We start from the raw sequence: 17,265 nt of genomic DNA on the forward strand, positions 1-17,265 counted from the left end.
TTAATTTTCAATTAAAAGGTTAAATCAATACCTGTTAAAATAAATCTGCTTCTAGGATATGCAGCGTAATCAACTCCCGGAGTTAAAGGGTTTCTTCTCGTACTGGCTTCAGGATCATATCCTTTGTAACCTGTGATGGTAAATAAATTATTTATCGTAGCGTACAGTCTGAAATTTTTGATACCAAGCATTTCCAGTGAGTTTTTTGGCAGGGTATATCCTATTGTAACATTATTCAGTCTTAAGAAAGATCCGTCTTCGATGGCATAAGAATGGAGGATGTAATTTCCTTGTGGCGGTGTCCACATGGTTGTGTTTGCATTTAGCGCTGCCAAAGCAGTAGGATCGGTAACTTTTACCCCCTGATCATTGAACCATCTCCATCTGTCTGCAACATCGGCAGACATGTTGTTGTCTCTGTATAAATATTGAGTGGAAAACTCGATTTTATTGGCATTATATACTTTGTTTCCGATAGAGAAATTAAAGAATAAACTCATATCCCAGTTTCTGTATCTGAAAGTCTGGCTGAAACCTCCGAAGAATTTTGGCTGTGCATTTCCAAGTTCGGTCTGGTCGGCTGCCGTAATTTGTCCGTCACCATTCAGGTCTCTCAATTTAAGATCTCCCGGCTGGATTGGTTTTGAACCGTTAGCTACAGCACTGCTGCTTGGAACTCCGTTTTTTAATGTATAAGCCTGAGTGGTCGGGTTGAAATCGAAATCACTGATCTCATAGCGTCCTTCAGTTACGTATCCATAATAAGTTCCTACAGGATTTCCCACTTTAGCAATGAAATCATACAAACTGTTTACCCATCCTGAAGCTACCAGATAATAATCATTTCCTCCCGAAACATTCGCCCCCAGGCTTTTAATAATATTTTTGTTGGTAGAAATGTTGAAATCTGTTTTCCATGTAAAGTTTTCTTTATTGACAATAAGTCCTCCCAGTGTAAATTCCAGACCTTTGTTCTGTGTTTTTCCTGAGTTTTGATACTGATACTCATATCCTGACGTCTGAGGAATTTTTGCTAAGACCAATAAATCTTTTGTATCAGTAATATATCCGTCGATGCTACCATATAATCTTCCGTTAAAAAACCCGAAGTCGAGCCCTAAGTTTTTAGATACGGTAGCTTCCCATGTTACGTTTTTGTTTGCCAAAGTATTTCCTGTAGTAGCTCCCGGAGTTACACCGCTTCCGAAGGTATATCCGTAGTCGGTGGAAGTCGTGAAGAAAGTATCATAAAGGTAGGCCGGAATTCTGTTGTTTCCCGCAAGACCATATCCGAAACGTAATTTAAGCTCCTCCAGCCATTCTTTACTTTTAAGGAAATTTTCTTCTTTAAGTTTCCATGCTACAGAAACTGCAGGAAAAGTTCCCCATCTGTTTCCTACTCCGAAGACATTGGACGCATCGGCTCTTATAGAGGCTGTTATGATATATTTATTATTAAAAATGTAGTTTGCTCTACCAAAAAAAGAAAGAAGTCTGTCTGGAGGTAATGCACCGGTTTTGGGAGCATCCTGAATCATTCCTGAAGGTGGAGTTGCAGATTGGATATTAGCAAAAGCCTCATTAGGTGTAATAGATACTGGTAGCCATTTGGTGTATGTACTTGAGGTTTCTCCGTCAGTCTGTACGGTTTCTTCTCCCAATAATAAATCTAATTTATGATTTCCGAATTTTTGGGTATAATTTAGAGTGTTGGTATTGGTAATTCTTCTGGTCTGGTTTCTCGTTAACTGTACAATCGGCTGATTGTTATTCGATCTTGCATCACTGGTAACGGTGCCCCAGAACTGATTAATAAAATTATCTTTCTGAACATATCCTACAACACTTCTGAAAGTTAAGTTTTTGGTAATGTTATAATTCAAATATGCATTTAACAATAAATCATTTGTTTTTGCTTCCTTTACTTCGTTATCATTTAAAATTAAAGGATTTACAAGATTTGTTAATGTGGCGTAGTTAGGATCAAAATCATCAATAGGAACATTGCTGCCTCCTTCGAAAGGCTGATATCTTACAGCGTTTCTTAATCTGTTGGTACCCTGAGATCCACTTGCAGAAGTTCCTGCTCCGGAAATCAGCTGACGACTGTATCGTACATTAAATCCAACCTTCAATTTTTTTGAAATATCATAATCATATTTGAAATTGGCCATGCTTCTTCTGAAGCCCGAGGAGAGCATAATCCCATCTTCTTCCACATGATTTAAAGTCAATGAAAAGGCAGATTTATCGGAACCGCCTGTTAAGCTTAAATTATGAGTGAAGTTGAATGCTTCTTTTCCGAAAAGCTCATCCTGCCAGTCTCTTTTCTTTATATTTCCGTATTTCTCAGCAAGCTCATTGAAATTACCATATCGGGTTGTAAATGCTGTAATGTCATCGGCAATACCATTTTTATTGTAAAGCTCATACTGATACATTACAAATTCATAAGGATCAAGAACAGGAATTGTGTTTGTGATTTTTCGTACCCCTGTATAACCGCTGTAGTTGATTTGAGCAGCAGCTTTTTTGCGGCCGCCTTTTGTGGTGATCAAAACAACACCATTGGCACCTCGCGATCCGTAAATAGAGGTAGAAGCAGCATCTTTTAAAACTTCAATAGATTCAATCTCTTTAGGAGAAATGATTGATAGAGCGTTATCCATCTGGATTCCGTCTACAATATAGAGAGGAGCATTACTTTGTGTAATCGAAGTACCGCCTCTTACTTTAATTTCAACTTCAGCGCCGGGCGAACCTTCACTGGCCGTGATCTGAACACCGGCAACTCTTCCCTGAATTGCCTCTGCCGCACTGTTTACAGGCATATCTTTTACATCGTCAGCCTTTACGGAGCCAACAGCATTGGTAACATCTTTTTTTGAAACTTTAGAATAACCAACCAAAACCACTTCATCAATGTTTTTTTCAGTTTCTTTTTTAGTTTCTTTTTCTTGAGCCGTAGCAAGGACAGGAAGTAGAAAGACAGTTAAATATAACCACTTTATTGAATGTACTCTTTTATCCATTTTGTATCCTTATAGTTTTAATTGTTGGTTGAAAGTTTTTTTCAATCGTTTTGTTTTGTGTGGATTTGTAAAGTATTCTACTGATTTTTAGCGGCAAATATTTTATGAAAGATTATACACATTTTAGAGTGCAATCGATTGCGTAAATTTTCATGACAAATATCCTGGCTTCTAAACTAATATTATTTTTTAATACGCAAAGAAAAAAATATTATTTTTTCATTAATTTGATTGTTGAAAGAGGAGTGGATTTGCAAAATGATGGATAGTTCTAATACTTTAAAGCGTTGTAAATTAACTGTTTGTTAATTTTGTGTTAGCTTGGGATATTGATGTAAAAGAAATCAATTTTCTTTATTCTTTATTAATTTAAAACTTAGTTTTTGCCTAAAATTGATTCGTTTTTACTCTTAAAAATTTCCCAAAACTAATAGTCAAGATTATTTTTTTTGTAATATTTCTGATTTTTATCATCTTTTCAGGTCAATATTCTTGGCTTAATTTTATACTCTATATTAATTATTCTTATTGTGTACAATATATACAGCTATTTTGGTTTATTATTATTAAATCAATATCTTGATTTTGTTATTTTATTTTGGCATGGTTTTATATTGAAACATCATTTAAGCATTAATTTTGGTTAATATCTTCCATACAATTTCTTGTGGATTTTCTGATTTTTCATGTTATTTTTAAAATTAATCGACTGTAAATTAGTTATTTAAATATTTAAATTAATTTTTTGTTAACTAATTAAAGAATAATTATATATTTATCCACAAGTATTTCTATCAGATTTTAGTGTAATTTTATGCAATCGATTACACAGTGTTTAACAGGTTTTGATAAAACCGCAAAAGAAAAGTATAAAGTAGTATGTCACAATCAGAATTTCGTTACGCCCATCATCCCGAAGATGTGAAAAAGTATACCACTGAAGATCTTAGGAGGGAGTTTCTAATCAATGATTTATTTAATGAAGATAAGATAAAACTAGTCTATTCTATGTATGACAGGCTGATTGTAGGAGGTATTATGCCTTCAGCACAGGCTTTGAAGCTGGAACCTACGGACGATTTGAAAGCCCAGCATTTTCTTGACAGAAGAGAGCTGGGAATCATCAACGTTGGCGGTGCCGGAAAAGTAACAGTAGACGGTGACGTATATGAGCTAGGAAACAAAGAAGCCTTATACATCGGGAAAGGAGCTAAAGAAGTAGTTTTTGAAAAATCAGGTGATGCACAACCTTATTTTTATATCAACTCAGCGCCCGCACATCATACTTATCCAACTAGAAAAATTACGAAAAGTGAAGCCGAAATTGTAGAATTGGGTGAAGAGAAATATGCCAACAAGCGTACGATTAATAAACTGATTGTAAATTCTGTACTGGAAACCTGCCAACTTCAAATGGGAATGACGGAACTTCATCCGGGAAGCGTTTGGAATACAATGCCTGCGCATACTCACACCAGAAGAATGGAAGCCTATTTCTATTTTGATCTGGAAGAAGGGCAGACGGTAAGCCACTTCATGGGACAGCCTGATGAAACGCGTCATATTTTTATGACCAACAGACAGGCGGTGTTGTCTCCGGAATGGTCTATCCACTCAGGAGTCGGAACTTCCAATTATACTTTTATCTGGGGGATGGCCGGAGAAAATATGGACTACGGTGATATGGACGGTATCAAAACTAACGAACTAAAGTAATTTTTCCAATGAATTTATTTGATTTATCCGGTAAAGTAGCAGTCGTTACAGGCGGTACTCACGGATTAGGAATGGCAATGGCAGAAGGTCTTGCCGCTGCAGGTGCTGAACTAGCGATCACAAGTACAACACCATCAAAATTAGAAGAAGCTTTAAACTACTATCATTCAAAAGGGTATAAAGCAACCGGTTATCTTTTTGATGTGACAGACGAGCTGGAAGCCGCTCAGAAAGTAGCTTTAATGGAAGCTGCCCATGGAAAAATAGACATCCTTGTCAACAATGCAGGAATCATCAAACGTATTCCGGCAATCGACATGGAAGTGGAAGACTTTAGAAAAGTAATTGATGTAGACCTTACAGGACCTTTTATCATGTCGAAATTAGTTGGCAAATACATGATCAAAAGAAAATCCGGTAAGATCATCAACATCTGCTCGATGATGAGTGAGCTGGGACGTGACAATGTAGTAGCCTATGCTTCTGCAAAAGGCGGCCTTAAAATGCTTACCAAAAATCTGGCGACAGAATGGGCAAAACACAATATTCAGGTAAACGGAATCGGCCCCGGATATTTTGCGACTTCTCAGACAGAACCAATCCGGGTAGATGGACATCCTTTTAATGACTTTATCATCAGCAGAACTCCGGAAGGAAGATGGGGAAATCCGGAAGATCTTGCAGGAACAGCTATTTTCTTAGCTTCTGATGCAAGCAGATTCATCAACGGACAGATCATCTACGTGGATGGAGGTATTTTGGCAACCATCGGGAAGCCTGCTAATGAGTAACAACAGAATCAGACTAGAATGAAACCTTTTATTACAGATAACTTTTTATTACAAAATAAATACGCAGAAGAATTATACTTCAGATACGCGGAAAAACAACCCATCATTGATTATCATAATCATTTGATTCCTAAAAATATTGCGGAAGACACTGTTTTCGATAACATCTCAAAGGTTTGGATTGCAGGTGACCATTACAAATGGAGAGCCATGCGTACCATGGGAGTGAACGAAAAATTCATCACGGGGGACGCTTCAGATAAAGAAAAATTTGAGGCGTGGGCAAAAACAGTTCCATATACATTGAGAAATCCTTTGTACCACTGGACACATCTGGAATTAAAAAGATATTTCGGAATTGATGAATTATTAAATGCAGACAACGCATCAGAAATCTACGAAAATATCACCGCTCAGCTTCATACTCCTGAAAAATCAACAAGAGGCTTATTAAAAATGATGAATGTAGAATCTCTGTGCACTACGGAAGATCCTACAGATCTATTGAATTATCACCAGGATCTGGCAAAAAGCGATTTCAGTATTAAAGTAAGTACCGCTTTCCGTCCTGATAAAGCAATTTTAATTGAAAATCACAACTTTGCGGATTATATTTCAAGATTAGGCGAATCTGCCGGAATTGAAATTGATTCCTATCATACTTTATGTGATGCTTTAATCAAAAGAATTGAATATTTCCATGAAAATGGCTGCAGATTATGCGACCATGGATTAAATAATATTTCTTTTGAAGAAGCTTCAGAAGCGGAAGTAAATGCAATTTTTAATGATAAAATTTCAGGAAAAGTAATTGCTGAAAAGCAGGTGAATCAATTCAAAACTGCCATTTTATTATTTTTAGGAGAAGCGTACCACAAATACGGTTGGGTTCAGCAGTTCCACCTTGGAGCATTGAGAAATAATAATGAAAGAATGCATAGAATTCTTGGTCCTGATACGGGATGGGATTCTATAGGTGACTTCGTTCAGGCTGAAACCCTGTCTAAATTACTGAATACATTAGACGGAAAAGATAAGCTAACAAAAACCATTTTATACAATTTAAATCCTGCCGACAACGAGATTTTCGCAACAATGATCGGAAATTTCAATGATGGTAGCATCAAAGGAAAAGTACAGTTCGGATCAGGATGGTGGTTTCTTGACCAGAAAGACGGTATGATCAAGCAGATGAATGCCCTTTCAAACATGGGGTTGATCAGCTGTTTCGTTGGAATGCTGACAGATTCCAGAAGTTTTCTTTCTTTCCCGAGACACGAATATTTCAGAAGAGTATTGTGTAACCTTTTCGGAGAAGAAATGAAGAACGGTGAATTACCTGATGATATCGAACTGATTGGTAAGACCATTTCAGATATTTGTTATCACAATGCAAAAAATTATTTTGATTTTTAAATTTCAAATTAAATAAAAAATCTCTCGCAGATTGAGCAGATTTTTTAAACATAATCATCTGCCAGATTTGCTAAATCTGCGAGAGATAAAAATAAATTTTGAACCAATAAGGAAAATTAAGAAGAAAATCGAGGATTCCAAACTTATGTGGTCTTTTTATTTTCAATATATTAAACTTCAAAAATACTAAGCATCAAAAACTTTTGTGCCTTTTGTGGTTAAAATAATGAGAGTTAATTAAAAAATGAGCAGCAAAATAGTCACATTCGGGGAAGTCATCATGCGACTTTCACCACCAGGAAACAGAACCATGAAGCAAAGCCATGAAATGGAATTCTTTTTCGGTGGAACGGAGCTTAATGTAGCATCTTCATTGGCAACAATGGGCTGTGATGTAAGACATATCAGCAGCGTTTCTGATGATTTTGTAGGTGAATCGGCCATTTCCTTCATTAAAAGTTTTGGGATTGACACCGCATTTATCAACAAAAATGAACATCCTTTAGGTTTGTACTTTTTAGAAGTAGGCTCATCAGTTCGCGCCAGCAGGATTGCTTACAATAGACTGAACGGTTCTTTTGCCAATAGTAAGCCTGAACAAATTGACTGGAAAAAAGCCCTTGAAGGCTGCCAGTATTTCCATTGGACAGGCATCAGCCCAGGAATTTCCGAAGCCGCTTATGAAAGTCTGAAAGAAGGTTTACAAACAGCCCGTGAATTGGGAATCGAAATTACAACCGATCCTGCTTACCGTTCAAATCTTTGGAAATATGGCAAAAACGGAAACGAAGTTTTGAAAGAGCTCGTTTCCTATTCAACGATTTTTATCGGTGGAGTGAATGAAATTAATGAAATTCTCGGAACTCAGTTTTCATCAGATAAAGAAGGTTTTATTGATGCATGTAAAGAATTAAAACAGCAAATTCCTTCTATTCATAAAATTTTTGACAAAATAAGAATTGGCGTTACAGCAAGTTCTCAGCAGACACAGGGAAGAGCTTTAATTGGCGATAGCTATTTTGAAACTGAATTGTTGGAAGTTAATCCTGTAGTCGATAGAATCGGGACAGGAGATGCTTTTGCAGCAGGTTTAATCTATGGGTTAATCAATTTTGATGACGAAAAAGCATTGAAATTCGCTAATGCAGCCTGTGCAATAAAGCATACCATTTTAGGGGATATCAATTACAGCAGTGCAGAAGATATTCTGGAAGTTATGAACGGAGATTCAGGCGGAAGAATAAAAAGGTAGCTGGCTTTGTTAGTTTTTTGACAATTGGTTTATCGGTAAAACTAAAAAATTGTAGACTTCGCTGAGTGAAATCGAAGATTCGACGTAATCAAATGCCTTTGCGAACTTAAATACACATCAGGCCTTAAAAAGAAAAGCTTTGCACCCTTTGCGCTAAAAGAAAAGATTAAGATAAAGTCTTGAAGGAACAGCATACTAAAGGATGGATAAAACCCCATCAATGATTATTTTCAACAAAGTAATTCAACAAAATGACAAAAATTCAATCAGTTACAAATACGATCATCAACCAAGGGGTTTTGCCTCTATACTATAATGCTGATGAAACAGTAACTCTGGAAATACTGAGATCACTTTACAAAGCAGGAATTCGTGCAGTGGAATATACAAGCCGTGGTGATGCTGCGTTAAGTAATTTTACAAAAATGGTAGAAATCCGTAATGCAGAAATGCCGGAAATGCTTTTGGGAATTGGTACAATAAAAAATGTGCAACAAACTGAAGAATACTATAAAGTAGGAGCAGATTTCTTTATCAGTCCTGGTTTCGTAGCTGAGGTTGCAGAATTTTTGATTCCGAAAGATCTGTTGTACAGTCCGGGTTGTATGACGCCGACTGAAATTATCGAAGCTGAAAATGCTGGTGTTACTTTCATTAAACTATTCCCCGGGAACGCCTTAGGAACCGGATTTATGAGTGCGATCAAAGATGTTTTCCCCAATCTGAAATTTATGCCGACGGGTGGAGTAGATACCACTAAAGAAAGCATCGAAAGCTGGTTCAAAGCCGGTGTTTCAGCAGTAGGAATGGGAAGCAAACTGGTAAGCAAAGAATTAATGCTTGCTAAAGACTATACAACGATAGAAAATGAAACGGTAAAAGTTCTGGAAATTATTCAGACTTTAAAATAATAATGATTAAGAAAGCTGGAAACACCTTGTGATCCTGGCTGAGTGAAACGTCTTAAAAACATTCAAACAAAACTAATTCTAAAATTAATATGGGTTCAGTTAAGTCTCTTAAACCGAGCAACTTCAGATGGACGATATGCTTTTTGCTGTTCATTGCAACAACGATCAATTATCTTGATCGTCAGGTTTTATCTTTGACGTGGAAAGATTTTATCGCACCGGAATTTCACTGGAACAATAATGATTATGGAAATATCACGGCATTATTCTCTATTTTCTATGCAGTAGGAATGCTTTTCGCTGGAAAATTTGTCGATTGGATGGATACTAAAAAAGGTTTCCTTTGGGCAATCGGAATCTGGTCTGTCGGTGCAGTTTTACATGCATTTTGCGGAATTGCAACTTCAGGAATTCTTACCGGAAACTGGCTGGCAGGCTTTCACGGATCTAAAGAATTGATTTCTACTATTTCCAATACCTCTGCTATCATCAGTACGAGTGTAACGCTGTTTATTTTTGCACGTTTCGTACTGGCTATTGGTGAAGCAGGAAATTTCCCGGCAGCAATTAAAACTACAGCGGAATATTTCCCTAAAAAAGACAGAGCTTTAGCAACAAGCATTTTCAATGCAGGAGCAACGGTTGGGGCCTTGGCAGCACCGGTTACCATTCCTTTTATAGCAAAAGCCATGGGTTGGGAATGGGCATTTATCATCATTGGAGCGTTGGGATTTGTATGGATGGGTTTGTGGGTTTTCTACTACAAAAAGCCTCACGAACATCATAGAGTTAACGGGCATGAATTAACCTATATTCAGCAGGATCAGGAAGACTTTGCTGTTGAAGAAAATACCGTGAAGGCAGAAGAAAAAAAGTTCACTTTCAAAGAATGTTTCAGTTACAGACAGACCTGGGCTTTTGTCTTTGGAAAATTTATGACAGACGGCGTTTGGTGGTTCTTTTTATTCTGGACTCCGGCTTATTTAAGTTCCGTTTACAAAATGGATTCTACACAAAGTGCATTACCATTATTCGTTCTTTATATGATTACTTTATTGTCAATCATCGGCGGGTGGCTTCCAAAATATTTTGTGGAAAAGAAAGACATGAATGCTTACTCAGGAAGAATGAAAGCCATGCTGATTTTCGCATTTTTTCCTTTGTTGGCCCTTTTAGCACAACCTTTAGGTTCGATAACGTATTGGATTCCGGTTTTAATTATCGGAATTGCAGGAGCGGCACATCAGGCATGGTCGGCGAATATTTTTTCGACAGTAGGCGATATGTTTCCGAAAAAAGCTATTGCAACCATTACCGGAATTGGCGGAATGGCGGGTGGAATTGGTTCATTCATTATTAATAAATCTTCAGGCGTATTGTTCGATCATGCTCATAAAGCCTGGTCCACGGTTGACGGAATTCCTTTATTGGAAAAATACCCTCAATACATCAACGAAAGATTACCCGACGGATTTTTTGAGCAGTTGGAAAAATCAGGATCAGTAGTTGTAGACGGAATCGACAAAGGCTATATGATCATATTTTCAGCCTGTGCCGTAGCATATCTTATCGCATGGACAGTAATGAAAATATTGGTTCCAAAATATAAAGTGATAAGTCAGTAGAAAAAAAATCTTGGTGAAAATTAGCGTTCTTCGCTGAGTGAAATCAAAGATTTGACATAGTCAAACGCCTTTGAAACTTAAAAAATATACAGCATGTTAGCAAAAAAACTTTGCAGACTTTGCATTAAAAAATTTATAGAATTAAAAATATCATTTAATTCAAATTAGAAAGATGGAAAATCAGACAAAACAAAAATTAAATCGTGAATTAAACAATTCTCAGGAAAAACTTCCTATTAAAATAATACAGTTTGGAGGCGGAAATTTTATGAGAGGATTCACAGATTATGTCATTGATAAATTAAATAAAGAAGCGGGATTCAATGCCGGAATTGTAAACGTTCAGCCAACAGCGGGCGGTTCAGTTCATAAATTGGAAGAACAAGGTAATCTATACACGCTTTTCTCAAGGGGAATTAAAAAAGGGGAAATTATTGATACAAAACAAGTAATTTCTGCGATTCAGAAGTCGATTAATCCTTATACAAATTATGATGAATTCTTGGCGTTGGCGAAAGAAGAGGAATTAGAATTTATCTTCTCAAACACAACAGAAACAGGAATTGCTTATGACGAATCAGAAGATGATTACGTTGGTCCGCACAAGAATTTCCCTGCAAAACTAACGGTTTTATTATATGAAAGATTCAAACATTTCAACGCAGCTGCAGAAAAAGGAGTAAGAATTATTCCTTGCGAATTGATTGAAGACAATGCATTTGTATTGAGAGATATGATCCTGAAGTATGCCCGACTTTGGAATTTAGATCCTGATTTTGCACAATGGATTAATCAAAATAATTATTTCCATAATACATTGGTCGACAGGATTGTTCCGGGTTATCCGAAAGATGATGCAGAATCATACGAAGATCAGTTGGATTATGAAGATCAGATGATGGTTGTTTCTGAAACATTTTTACTTTGGGTAATTCAGGATGCCGGAAATTTAAAAAAGAGAATCCCTTTCGATAAAATTAACGAACAGATTTTGGTGGTTGATGATATTCAGCCGTACCGTTTGAGAAAAGTGAGAATCCTTAATGGCGGCCATACCTTAATGCTGGCTCCGGCAATTTTATCAGGAAAGGAAACGGTAAAAGAATCTATTGACGATGCATTTATTGGAAAATTTTTAAGGGAAACCATTTTTAAGGAAGTGAATCCGACTTTAGGTCTGGATGAAGCGGAACTGAAAGATTTTGCAGAAGAAGTTTTTGACAGATTCAGAAATCCTTTTATTAAACATTATCAGGCGAGTATTGCGTTATATTTTGTTTCTAAATTTAAAGTAAGAATTCTTCCGAGCTTGCTGGGTTACGTTGAAATCAATAAAAAATTACCACTAAATCTGGTATTCTCTTTGGCAAGTTTAATCAGATTCTATCAGGGAAATTTTGGTGAAAAATCTTTGCCAATTAATGATGAAGAATCTATTATTGCTCAATTCAAAGAAATCTGGACAAACGGAGATTATGGGAAAGTAGCAGAATTATCATTAAGCGAAACCGCTTTCTGGGATACAGACCTTACTCAGGTTGACGGACTGAAAGATGCAGTAGCAAAAGCTTTGTGGGAAATAGACCACAACGATGTAGAAACTGCATATCACAACTTTATACAATTTTATTCTTAGAAAAAATGCAAAAGAAAGTACTAAAAGTAAATCCCAAGGATAATGTAGCGGTCGCACTGGTAGATCTGGCGCAGGGGGAAACGGTTACTTTGGGTGAACTTACTTATGAAATTATAAAAGACACGAAGGCGAAACACAAATTCGTGACCGAAGATCTTGCCGTAGGTGATTCTATTATCATGTACGGAGTTTTGGTGGGAAAAGCCAGCCAGCCGATCCGAAAAGGAGAAGTGATTACCACCGAAAATGTAAAACATCAAAGTGCAAAAGTAGAACGCAAAACAGAAACCACTTCCTGGACCGCTCCCAATGTTGATAAATGGAAAGATAAAACATTTATGGGCTATCACCGCGAAGATGGACAGGTGGGTACAGAAAATGTCTGGTTATTTTTTCCGCTGGTTTTTTGTGAAAACAGAAATGTTGAGATTTTAAAGGATGTTTTTGAAAAAGAACTGTTATTTGAAAAAGTGACAAAACATCAGTTATTGCTAAGATCATTAATTAATAATTCCGAAACGGAAACTGCTGTTGAAGAAGAGCAGGATTCAAGAGTATTTAAAAATATTGAAGTTAAATTCATTACACACCAGGGCGGTTGTGGCGGAATTCGTCAGGATGCCGAGGCATTGGGAAGATTGCTGGCAGGATATGTTAACAATCCGAATGTAGCCGGAGCAACAGTTTTGAGCTTGGGCTGTCAGAATTTACAGGTTCAGATTTTTAAAGATGCCCTGGAAAAAATCAGTCCAGATAATAAAAAGCCAATCATCGTTTACGAACAGCAAAAGTCCGGAACGGTGGATGAAATGCTAAGCGGAATTATTAAAGATTCTTACGAAGCCATCAAACAGGCGAATGAGATAGAAAGAAAACCTGCACCCATTTCTAAGCTTGTTTTAGGATTGGAATGCGGTGGTTCAGACGGTTTCTCAGGAATTTCTGCAAACCCGGTTTTAGGGCAGCTGTCAGATTTAATGGCAGGAATCGGAGGCTCAACTATTCTTTCAGAATTCCCGGAACTATGCGGAGTAGAGCAGGAACTGGTCAACCGTTGCGTGAAAGAAGAAGATGCAGAAAGATTTTTACAATTAATGAAAGATTTTGAAAATTCAGTTGTTGCTGCAGGATCTGGCTTTGATATGAATCCGTCACCGGGGAATATTAAAGATGGCCTAATAACAGATGCCATGAAATCTGCAGGAGCAGCTAAAAAAGGAGGTTCATCGCCCATAAATGATGTACTTGATTTTACAGAATACATCAAAGAACCGGGCTTAAATTTACTGTGTACGCCCGGAAATGATGTGGAATGTACTACAGCTTTAGTGGGCTCGGGCTCCAATGTTGTTTTATTCACAACAGGCCTGGGAACTCCTACAGGAAATCCTGTGGTTCCCGTAGTGAAAATTTCATCAAATACATCGTTATCAGAAAGAATGCCCGATATCATCGATTTCAATACAGGAGATGTGATTACAGGGGAAAAGTCAATAGACGAAAAAGCAGAAGAACTGTTAGAATTTATCATAGAAGTGGCCAGCGGAGAGGTAAAAACCAAAGCGGCAATTCTCAATCAGAACGATTTTATCCCCTGGAGACGAGGCGTTAGTTTATAGTTATTGTTTTTATATATAAATTATTAGATTTGAAAATGCTTTCAACATGATGTGGGAAGCATTTTCTTTTGCAGTAAATTAAGTTTAAACACAAATGAAACAAATATTTTCACGAATAAACACAATGTTTTTAATCAATAGGAGCGGACTTTAGTCCGCTTAAGAATATACAATCAGATTAGGCTTTAGCCAAAACTTAAGGATTCTTTCAGAATGACAAACTGAAATATTAATAAATGACATAGGAAATGAATGCGTTAAGAAAATAAACTATGCGAACGTTAAGAAAATTCTACTGTTTGAAGCGCGACATAAATTCATAACCGAAGAATGAATATTGAATTCTCGCAAGTTTTAGAATTTTTACAGAGTATAGGTTATTTTTAGCTTTTCATTTCCAAGTCTTGAATTTTTGTTTCTTTTGTTTGACTACGTCGAATCGTTGATTTCAATACAAAAGAAATTTATAAAAAACTACCTCCTTTTCGAAGACTTCCTGATATAAAGCTGTGGTGCCAAAACCACCTTTTTCTCAATAGAAACCCCGGAACCATTTTCTTTTACGTTTTCAATAAAAACCTGTCCTGCCATTTTCCCCATCGTCAGGGGAGTCTGATCTACAGAACTTATCGGAAGCTCCATAAATTGTGTAAAAGGTTCATTAGAAAAGCCAATAACAGCAACTTCCTGTGGGATTTTGATTTTACGTTTTTTCAGTTCCTGGCAAGCACCTAACGCAGCAAAATCACTGGATGAAAAGATGGCATCCGGAACAGACTTTTTATCCCAAAGTTTTTTAACCGCATCAATCCCTTCATCGATTGAACTTCCGGTTGTGATAATATTTTCTTCCTTTATGCTTAAATTATGGTCCATCAAAGCCTGTTTGTAACCTTTCAGACGGTTCTCATAAATTTCCAGATTTAAGTCGCCGGAGAAATGGCAAATATTTCTGTACCCTTCATTAATCAGATGTTCAGTCGCCATATAACCACCACGAAAATCATCAATAGTTACTGTACTGATTCCTGAAATATCCTTTTTACGGTCAAAAAATATAATAGGAGTATTGGTGGAACTCAGAATATTCTGAATATGTTCGGTATCAATAGTCGTCTTGGAAACAGACATGAAAATCCCATCAACCTGAGCATTAAGCAGAGTATTTAAGTGTCTTTTTTCAATAGTTACATCTTCGTGGCTCTGGCAGATAATTACATGATAACCATGTGGAGAAAGCTCTTCTTCAATTCCACGGATTACGGATGAAAAGAAATTGGTATTAATATAAGGCACGATAATTCCTACATTTTTTGTTTCCCCGCTTTTCAGAGCTTTGGCAAGGTTATTTTGCTTGTAGTTCATTTCTTTGGCCGTCTTCTTTACCAAATCTTTTGTTGCCTGGCTTATTCTCGGATGGTCGTTCAGTGCTCTGGAAACAGTTGCCACACTTACGTTAAGCTTTTTCGAGATGTCATATATTGTGGCATTTTTCTTATTCATACATGCTTTTTCTGAAGTTTTGGGTATGTCTGGGATAACATACATTATAGTGGTAAATTTAATCAAATTATGTCTATCAAAAAGGAAATATTGAGATTTTATACAAGATTAAGAGTGATTAAAATCAGATTAAACCTAAAAAATATTGAATTGGCTAATTTTTTATTAAGATAGGGTTGAATTTTCCTTTAAAATAAAAACCGGATTCGCTGGAAATCAAGCTTATTAACAACAAAAATTTGATTTAATAATAAAAAAAGGTCGGTTAATTTAACCAAAAAGGACACCGAAAACCGATGTCCCCATGGTGACTATTGATCTAAAAAATAATTATCTTTTCCAAAGTTTTTCAATTTCCTCCAAAGATTTTCCTTTAGTTTCCGGAACCATTTTCCATACAAAAAACAATGATAAAACACTCATCACTCCGTAAAAACCATAAGTAAAAGCTCCGCTAAATTCCATCATAAAAGGATAGGTGGAAGAGATGAGGTAATTGGCTGCCCATTGAGCAGCAACTGCAACCGCAATTGCTGCCCCCCTGATTTTATTAGGGAAAAGTTCTGAGATCAAAACCCAACAAATCGGTCCCCAGGACATCATAAAAGATGCGGTATAGATGATGATGAAAACCAAAGTTGCAATTCCGATAATATGCAAATAAGAGAAAACTGCAATAGCAAACATTCCAATTGCCATTCCTATGGAACCTACGATAAGTAAAGGTTTTCGTCCCCATTTATCAACCGTGAAAATAGCAACCACTGTAAAGATGACGTTAACCAATCCCATAACAACAGTTTGCAGCATTGAAGCATCTTTATGAACACCCATGCTCTCAAAAATCCTCGGAGCATAGTATAAAGCGACATTAATTCCCACAAACTGCTGAAAAACAGAAAGTAAAATTCCAATAATAATAACTGTTTTTCCGAATGCAAAAAGCTCACTTTTATGCTGGACAACCGTTCCCTTAATTTCCTGAAAAATTTCATGTCCCCGAAGCTGCCCATTAATTTTTGTTAAAATTTTAAGCGCTTCATTATCTTTTTTAGTTAAGGTTAAATATCGGGGAGTTTCCGGAACAAAAAACAGTAAAATTCCGAATAAGGCAGCCGGAATTGTCAGGGATAAAAACATATAACGCCAGCCGATATCGTTGATCCATTCTACTGATTTTCCGTCGGCAATACCCCAATTGACAAAATACACCACCAGCATCCCAAAAATTATGGCAAACTGATTTAGAGAAACCAATCTTCCTCGTACTTCAGCAGGGGCTATTTCTCCAATATACATCGGGCAAACCGCTGAAGCAAGGCCAACACCAATTCCTCCAATAATTCTATAAAAGTTAAAAGCCAGCAAAACCCCCATTGATTGTTCGCCCTGCTTAAAAAATAAAAACTCAGGATAGGCAGCTCCCAAAGCACTGATGAAAAATAAAAACGCAGCTATCATCAGTGATTTTTTCCTTCCCAATCCGGTTGAAAAATATCCGGAAACAGCCCCTCCGATGACGCACCCTATCAATGCGCTGGAAATAGTGGCTCCATGAGCCAATGAACTCAGTCCCAGTGGGATAATTAAATATTCCTGAATGGATTTTTCTGCCCCTGAAATAACGGCTGTATCATATCCGAACAAAAGCCCACCCAAAGTGGCAACCAAGGTAAGCATGGTGACATATACCATGTTGATTTCTGCCTTTGTTCCTGAAGAATATTTCGGGCCCGAATCTATTATTTGCATAGTCTCATATAG

Annotated in this window: 11 protein-coding genes; 8 read left to right on the forward strand and 3 right to left on the reverse strand. The window is 36.8% G+C overall.

Translation table 11 applies throughout. The features are described from left to right. Positions 1-11 precede the first annotated feature (11 nt). Entirely contained in the window at positions 12-3,032 is a 3,021-nt protein-coding gene (locus tag FW780_RS01215; RefSeq protein WP_149831838.1) for a SusC/RagA family TonB-linked outer membrane protein, read from the reverse strand. A gap of 879 nt (positions 3,033-3,911) precedes the next feature. Between FW780_RS01215 and kduI the strand changes: the two genes are divergently transcribed. From kduI to FW780_RS01255, 8 genes are all read left to right on the forward strand, one after another. Continuing rightward, positions 3,912-4,748 carry a 5-dehydro-4-deoxy-D-glucuronate isomerase gene (kduI, locus tag FW780_RS01220; protein WP_149831839.1) on the forward strand — a complete coding sequence of 279 codons (837 nt, stop codon included), beginning with the start codon at positions 3,912-3,914 and terminating at the stop codon, positions 4,746-4,748. 8 nt (positions 4,749-4,756) lie between these two features. Further along, positions 4,757-5,539 carry a gluconate 5-dehydrogenase gene (locus FW780_RS01225; RefSeq protein ID WP_149386301.1) on the forward strand — a complete coding sequence of 261 codons (783 nt, stop codon included), beginning with the start codon at positions 4,757-4,759 and terminating at the stop codon, positions 5,537-5,539. Positions 5,540-5,557: 18 nt separating this feature from the next. After that, complete coding sequence (gene uxaC, locus FW780_RS01230) at positions 5,558-6,955, forward strand: glucuronate isomerase (RefSeq protein WP_149831840.1); 1,398 nt, start codon at positions 5,558-5,560, stop codon at positions 6,953-6,955. Positions 6,956-7,199: 244 nt separating this feature from the next. After that, positions 7,200-8,207: a sugar kinase gene (locus tag FW780_RS01235; RefSeq protein ID WP_149831841.1), complete on the forward strand. Its 1,008-nt coding sequence runs from the start codon at positions 7,200-7,202 to the stop codon at positions 8,205-8,207. A gap of 251 nt (positions 8,208-8,458) precedes the next feature. Further along, positions 8,459-9,118: a beta/alpha barrel domain-containing protein gene (locus FW780_RS01240; protein ID WP_149831842.1), complete on the forward strand. Its 660-nt coding sequence runs from the start codon at positions 8,459-8,461 to the stop codon at positions 9,116-9,118. Between the two features lie 89 nt (positions 9,119-9,207). After that, positions 9,208-10,743, forward strand: a complete 1,536-nt coding sequence (locus FW780_RS01245; protein WP_149831843.1) for an MFS transporter — start codon at positions 9,208-9,210, stop codon at positions 10,741-10,743. Between the two features lie 172 nt (positions 10,744-10,915). Continuing rightward, on the forward strand, positions 10,916-12,379 hold the full coding sequence (locus tag FW780_RS01250; protein ID WP_149831844.1) for a tagaturonate reductase: 1,464 nt from the start codon (positions 10,916-10,918) through the stop codon (positions 12,377-12,379). Between the two features lie 5 nt (positions 12,380-12,384). Next, the gene (locus tag FW780_RS01255; RefSeq protein ID WP_149831845.1) at positions 12,385-13,998 is read left to right on the forward strand and encodes a UxaA family hydrolase; all 1,614 of its coding nucleotides are present in this window, start codon (positions 12,385-12,387) and stop codon (positions 13,996-13,998) included. 474 nt (positions 13,999-14,472) lie between these two features. Here the strand turns inward: FW780_RS01255 and FW780_RS01260 are convergent, their stop codons facing one another. Further along, complete coding sequence (locus FW780_RS01260) at positions 14,473-15,501, reverse strand: LacI family DNA-binding transcriptional regulator (RefSeq protein ID WP_142716650.1); 1,029 nt, start codon at positions 15,499-15,501, stop codon at positions 14,473-14,475. A gap of 330 nt (positions 15,502-15,831) precedes the next feature. Next, positions 15,832-17,253 carry a D-xylose transporter XylE gene (xylE, locus tag FW780_RS01265; RefSeq protein ID WP_149831846.1) on the reverse strand — a complete coding sequence of 474 codons (1,422 nt, stop codon included), beginning with the start codon at positions 17,251-17,253 and terminating at the stop codon, positions 15,832-15,834. Between the last annotated feature and the right edge of the window lie 12 nt (positions 17,254-17,265).

The sequence above is a fragment of the Chryseobacterium sediminis genome (assembly GCF_008386505.1).
GTDB classification, from domain to species: Bacteria; Bacteroidota; Bacteroidia; order Flavobacteriales; family Weeksellaceae; genus Chryseobacterium; species Chryseobacterium sediminis.

What these genes read in the sequence shown, in the direction of transcription:
- FW780_RS01245 (WP_149831843.1), top strand. Translation starts at nt 9,208, where the DNA reads ATGGGTTCAGTTAAGTCTCTTAAACCGAGCAACTTCAGATGGACGATA.
- xylE (WP_149831846.1), bottom strand. Translation starts at nt 17,253, where the DNA reads ATGCAAATAATAGATTCGGGCCCGAAATATTCTTCAGGAACAAAGGCA.
- FW780_RS01225 (WP_149386301.1), top strand. Translation starts at nt 4,757, where the DNA reads ATGAATTTATTTGATTTATCCGGTAAAGTAGCAGTCGTTACAGGCGGT.
- FW780_RS01255 (WP_149831845.1), top strand. Translation starts at nt 12,385, where the DNA reads ATGCAAAAGAAAGTACTAAAAGTAAATCCCAAGGATAATGTAGCGGTC.
- FW780_RS01215 (WP_149831838.1), bottom strand. Translation starts at nt 3,032, where the DNA reads ATGGATAAAAGAGTACATTCAATAAAGTGGTTATATTTAACTGTCTTT.
- FW780_RS01235 (WP_149831841.1), top strand. Translation starts at nt 7,200, where the DNA reads ATGAGCAGCAAAATAGTCACATTCGGGGAAGTCATCATGCGACTTTCA.
- FW780_RS01250 (WP_149831844.1), top strand. Translation starts at nt 10,916, where the DNA reads ATGGAAAATCAGACAAAACAAAAATTAAATCGTGAATTAAACAATTCT.
- kduI (WP_149831839.1), top strand. Translation starts at nt 3,912, where the DNA reads ATGTCACAATCAGAATTTCGTTACGCCCATCATCCCGAAGATGTGAAA.
- FW780_RS01260 (WP_142716650.1), bottom strand. Translation starts at nt 15,501, where the DNA reads ATGAATAAGAAAAATGCCACAATATATGACATCTCGAAAAAGCTTAAC.
- uxaC (WP_149831840.1), top strand. Translation starts at nt 5,558, where the DNA reads ATGAAACCTTTTATTACAGATAACTTTTTATTACAAAATAAATACGCA.
- FW780_RS01240 (WP_149831842.1), top strand. Translation starts at nt 8,459, where the DNA reads ATGACAAAAATTCAATCAGTTACAAATACGATCATCAACCAAGGGGTT.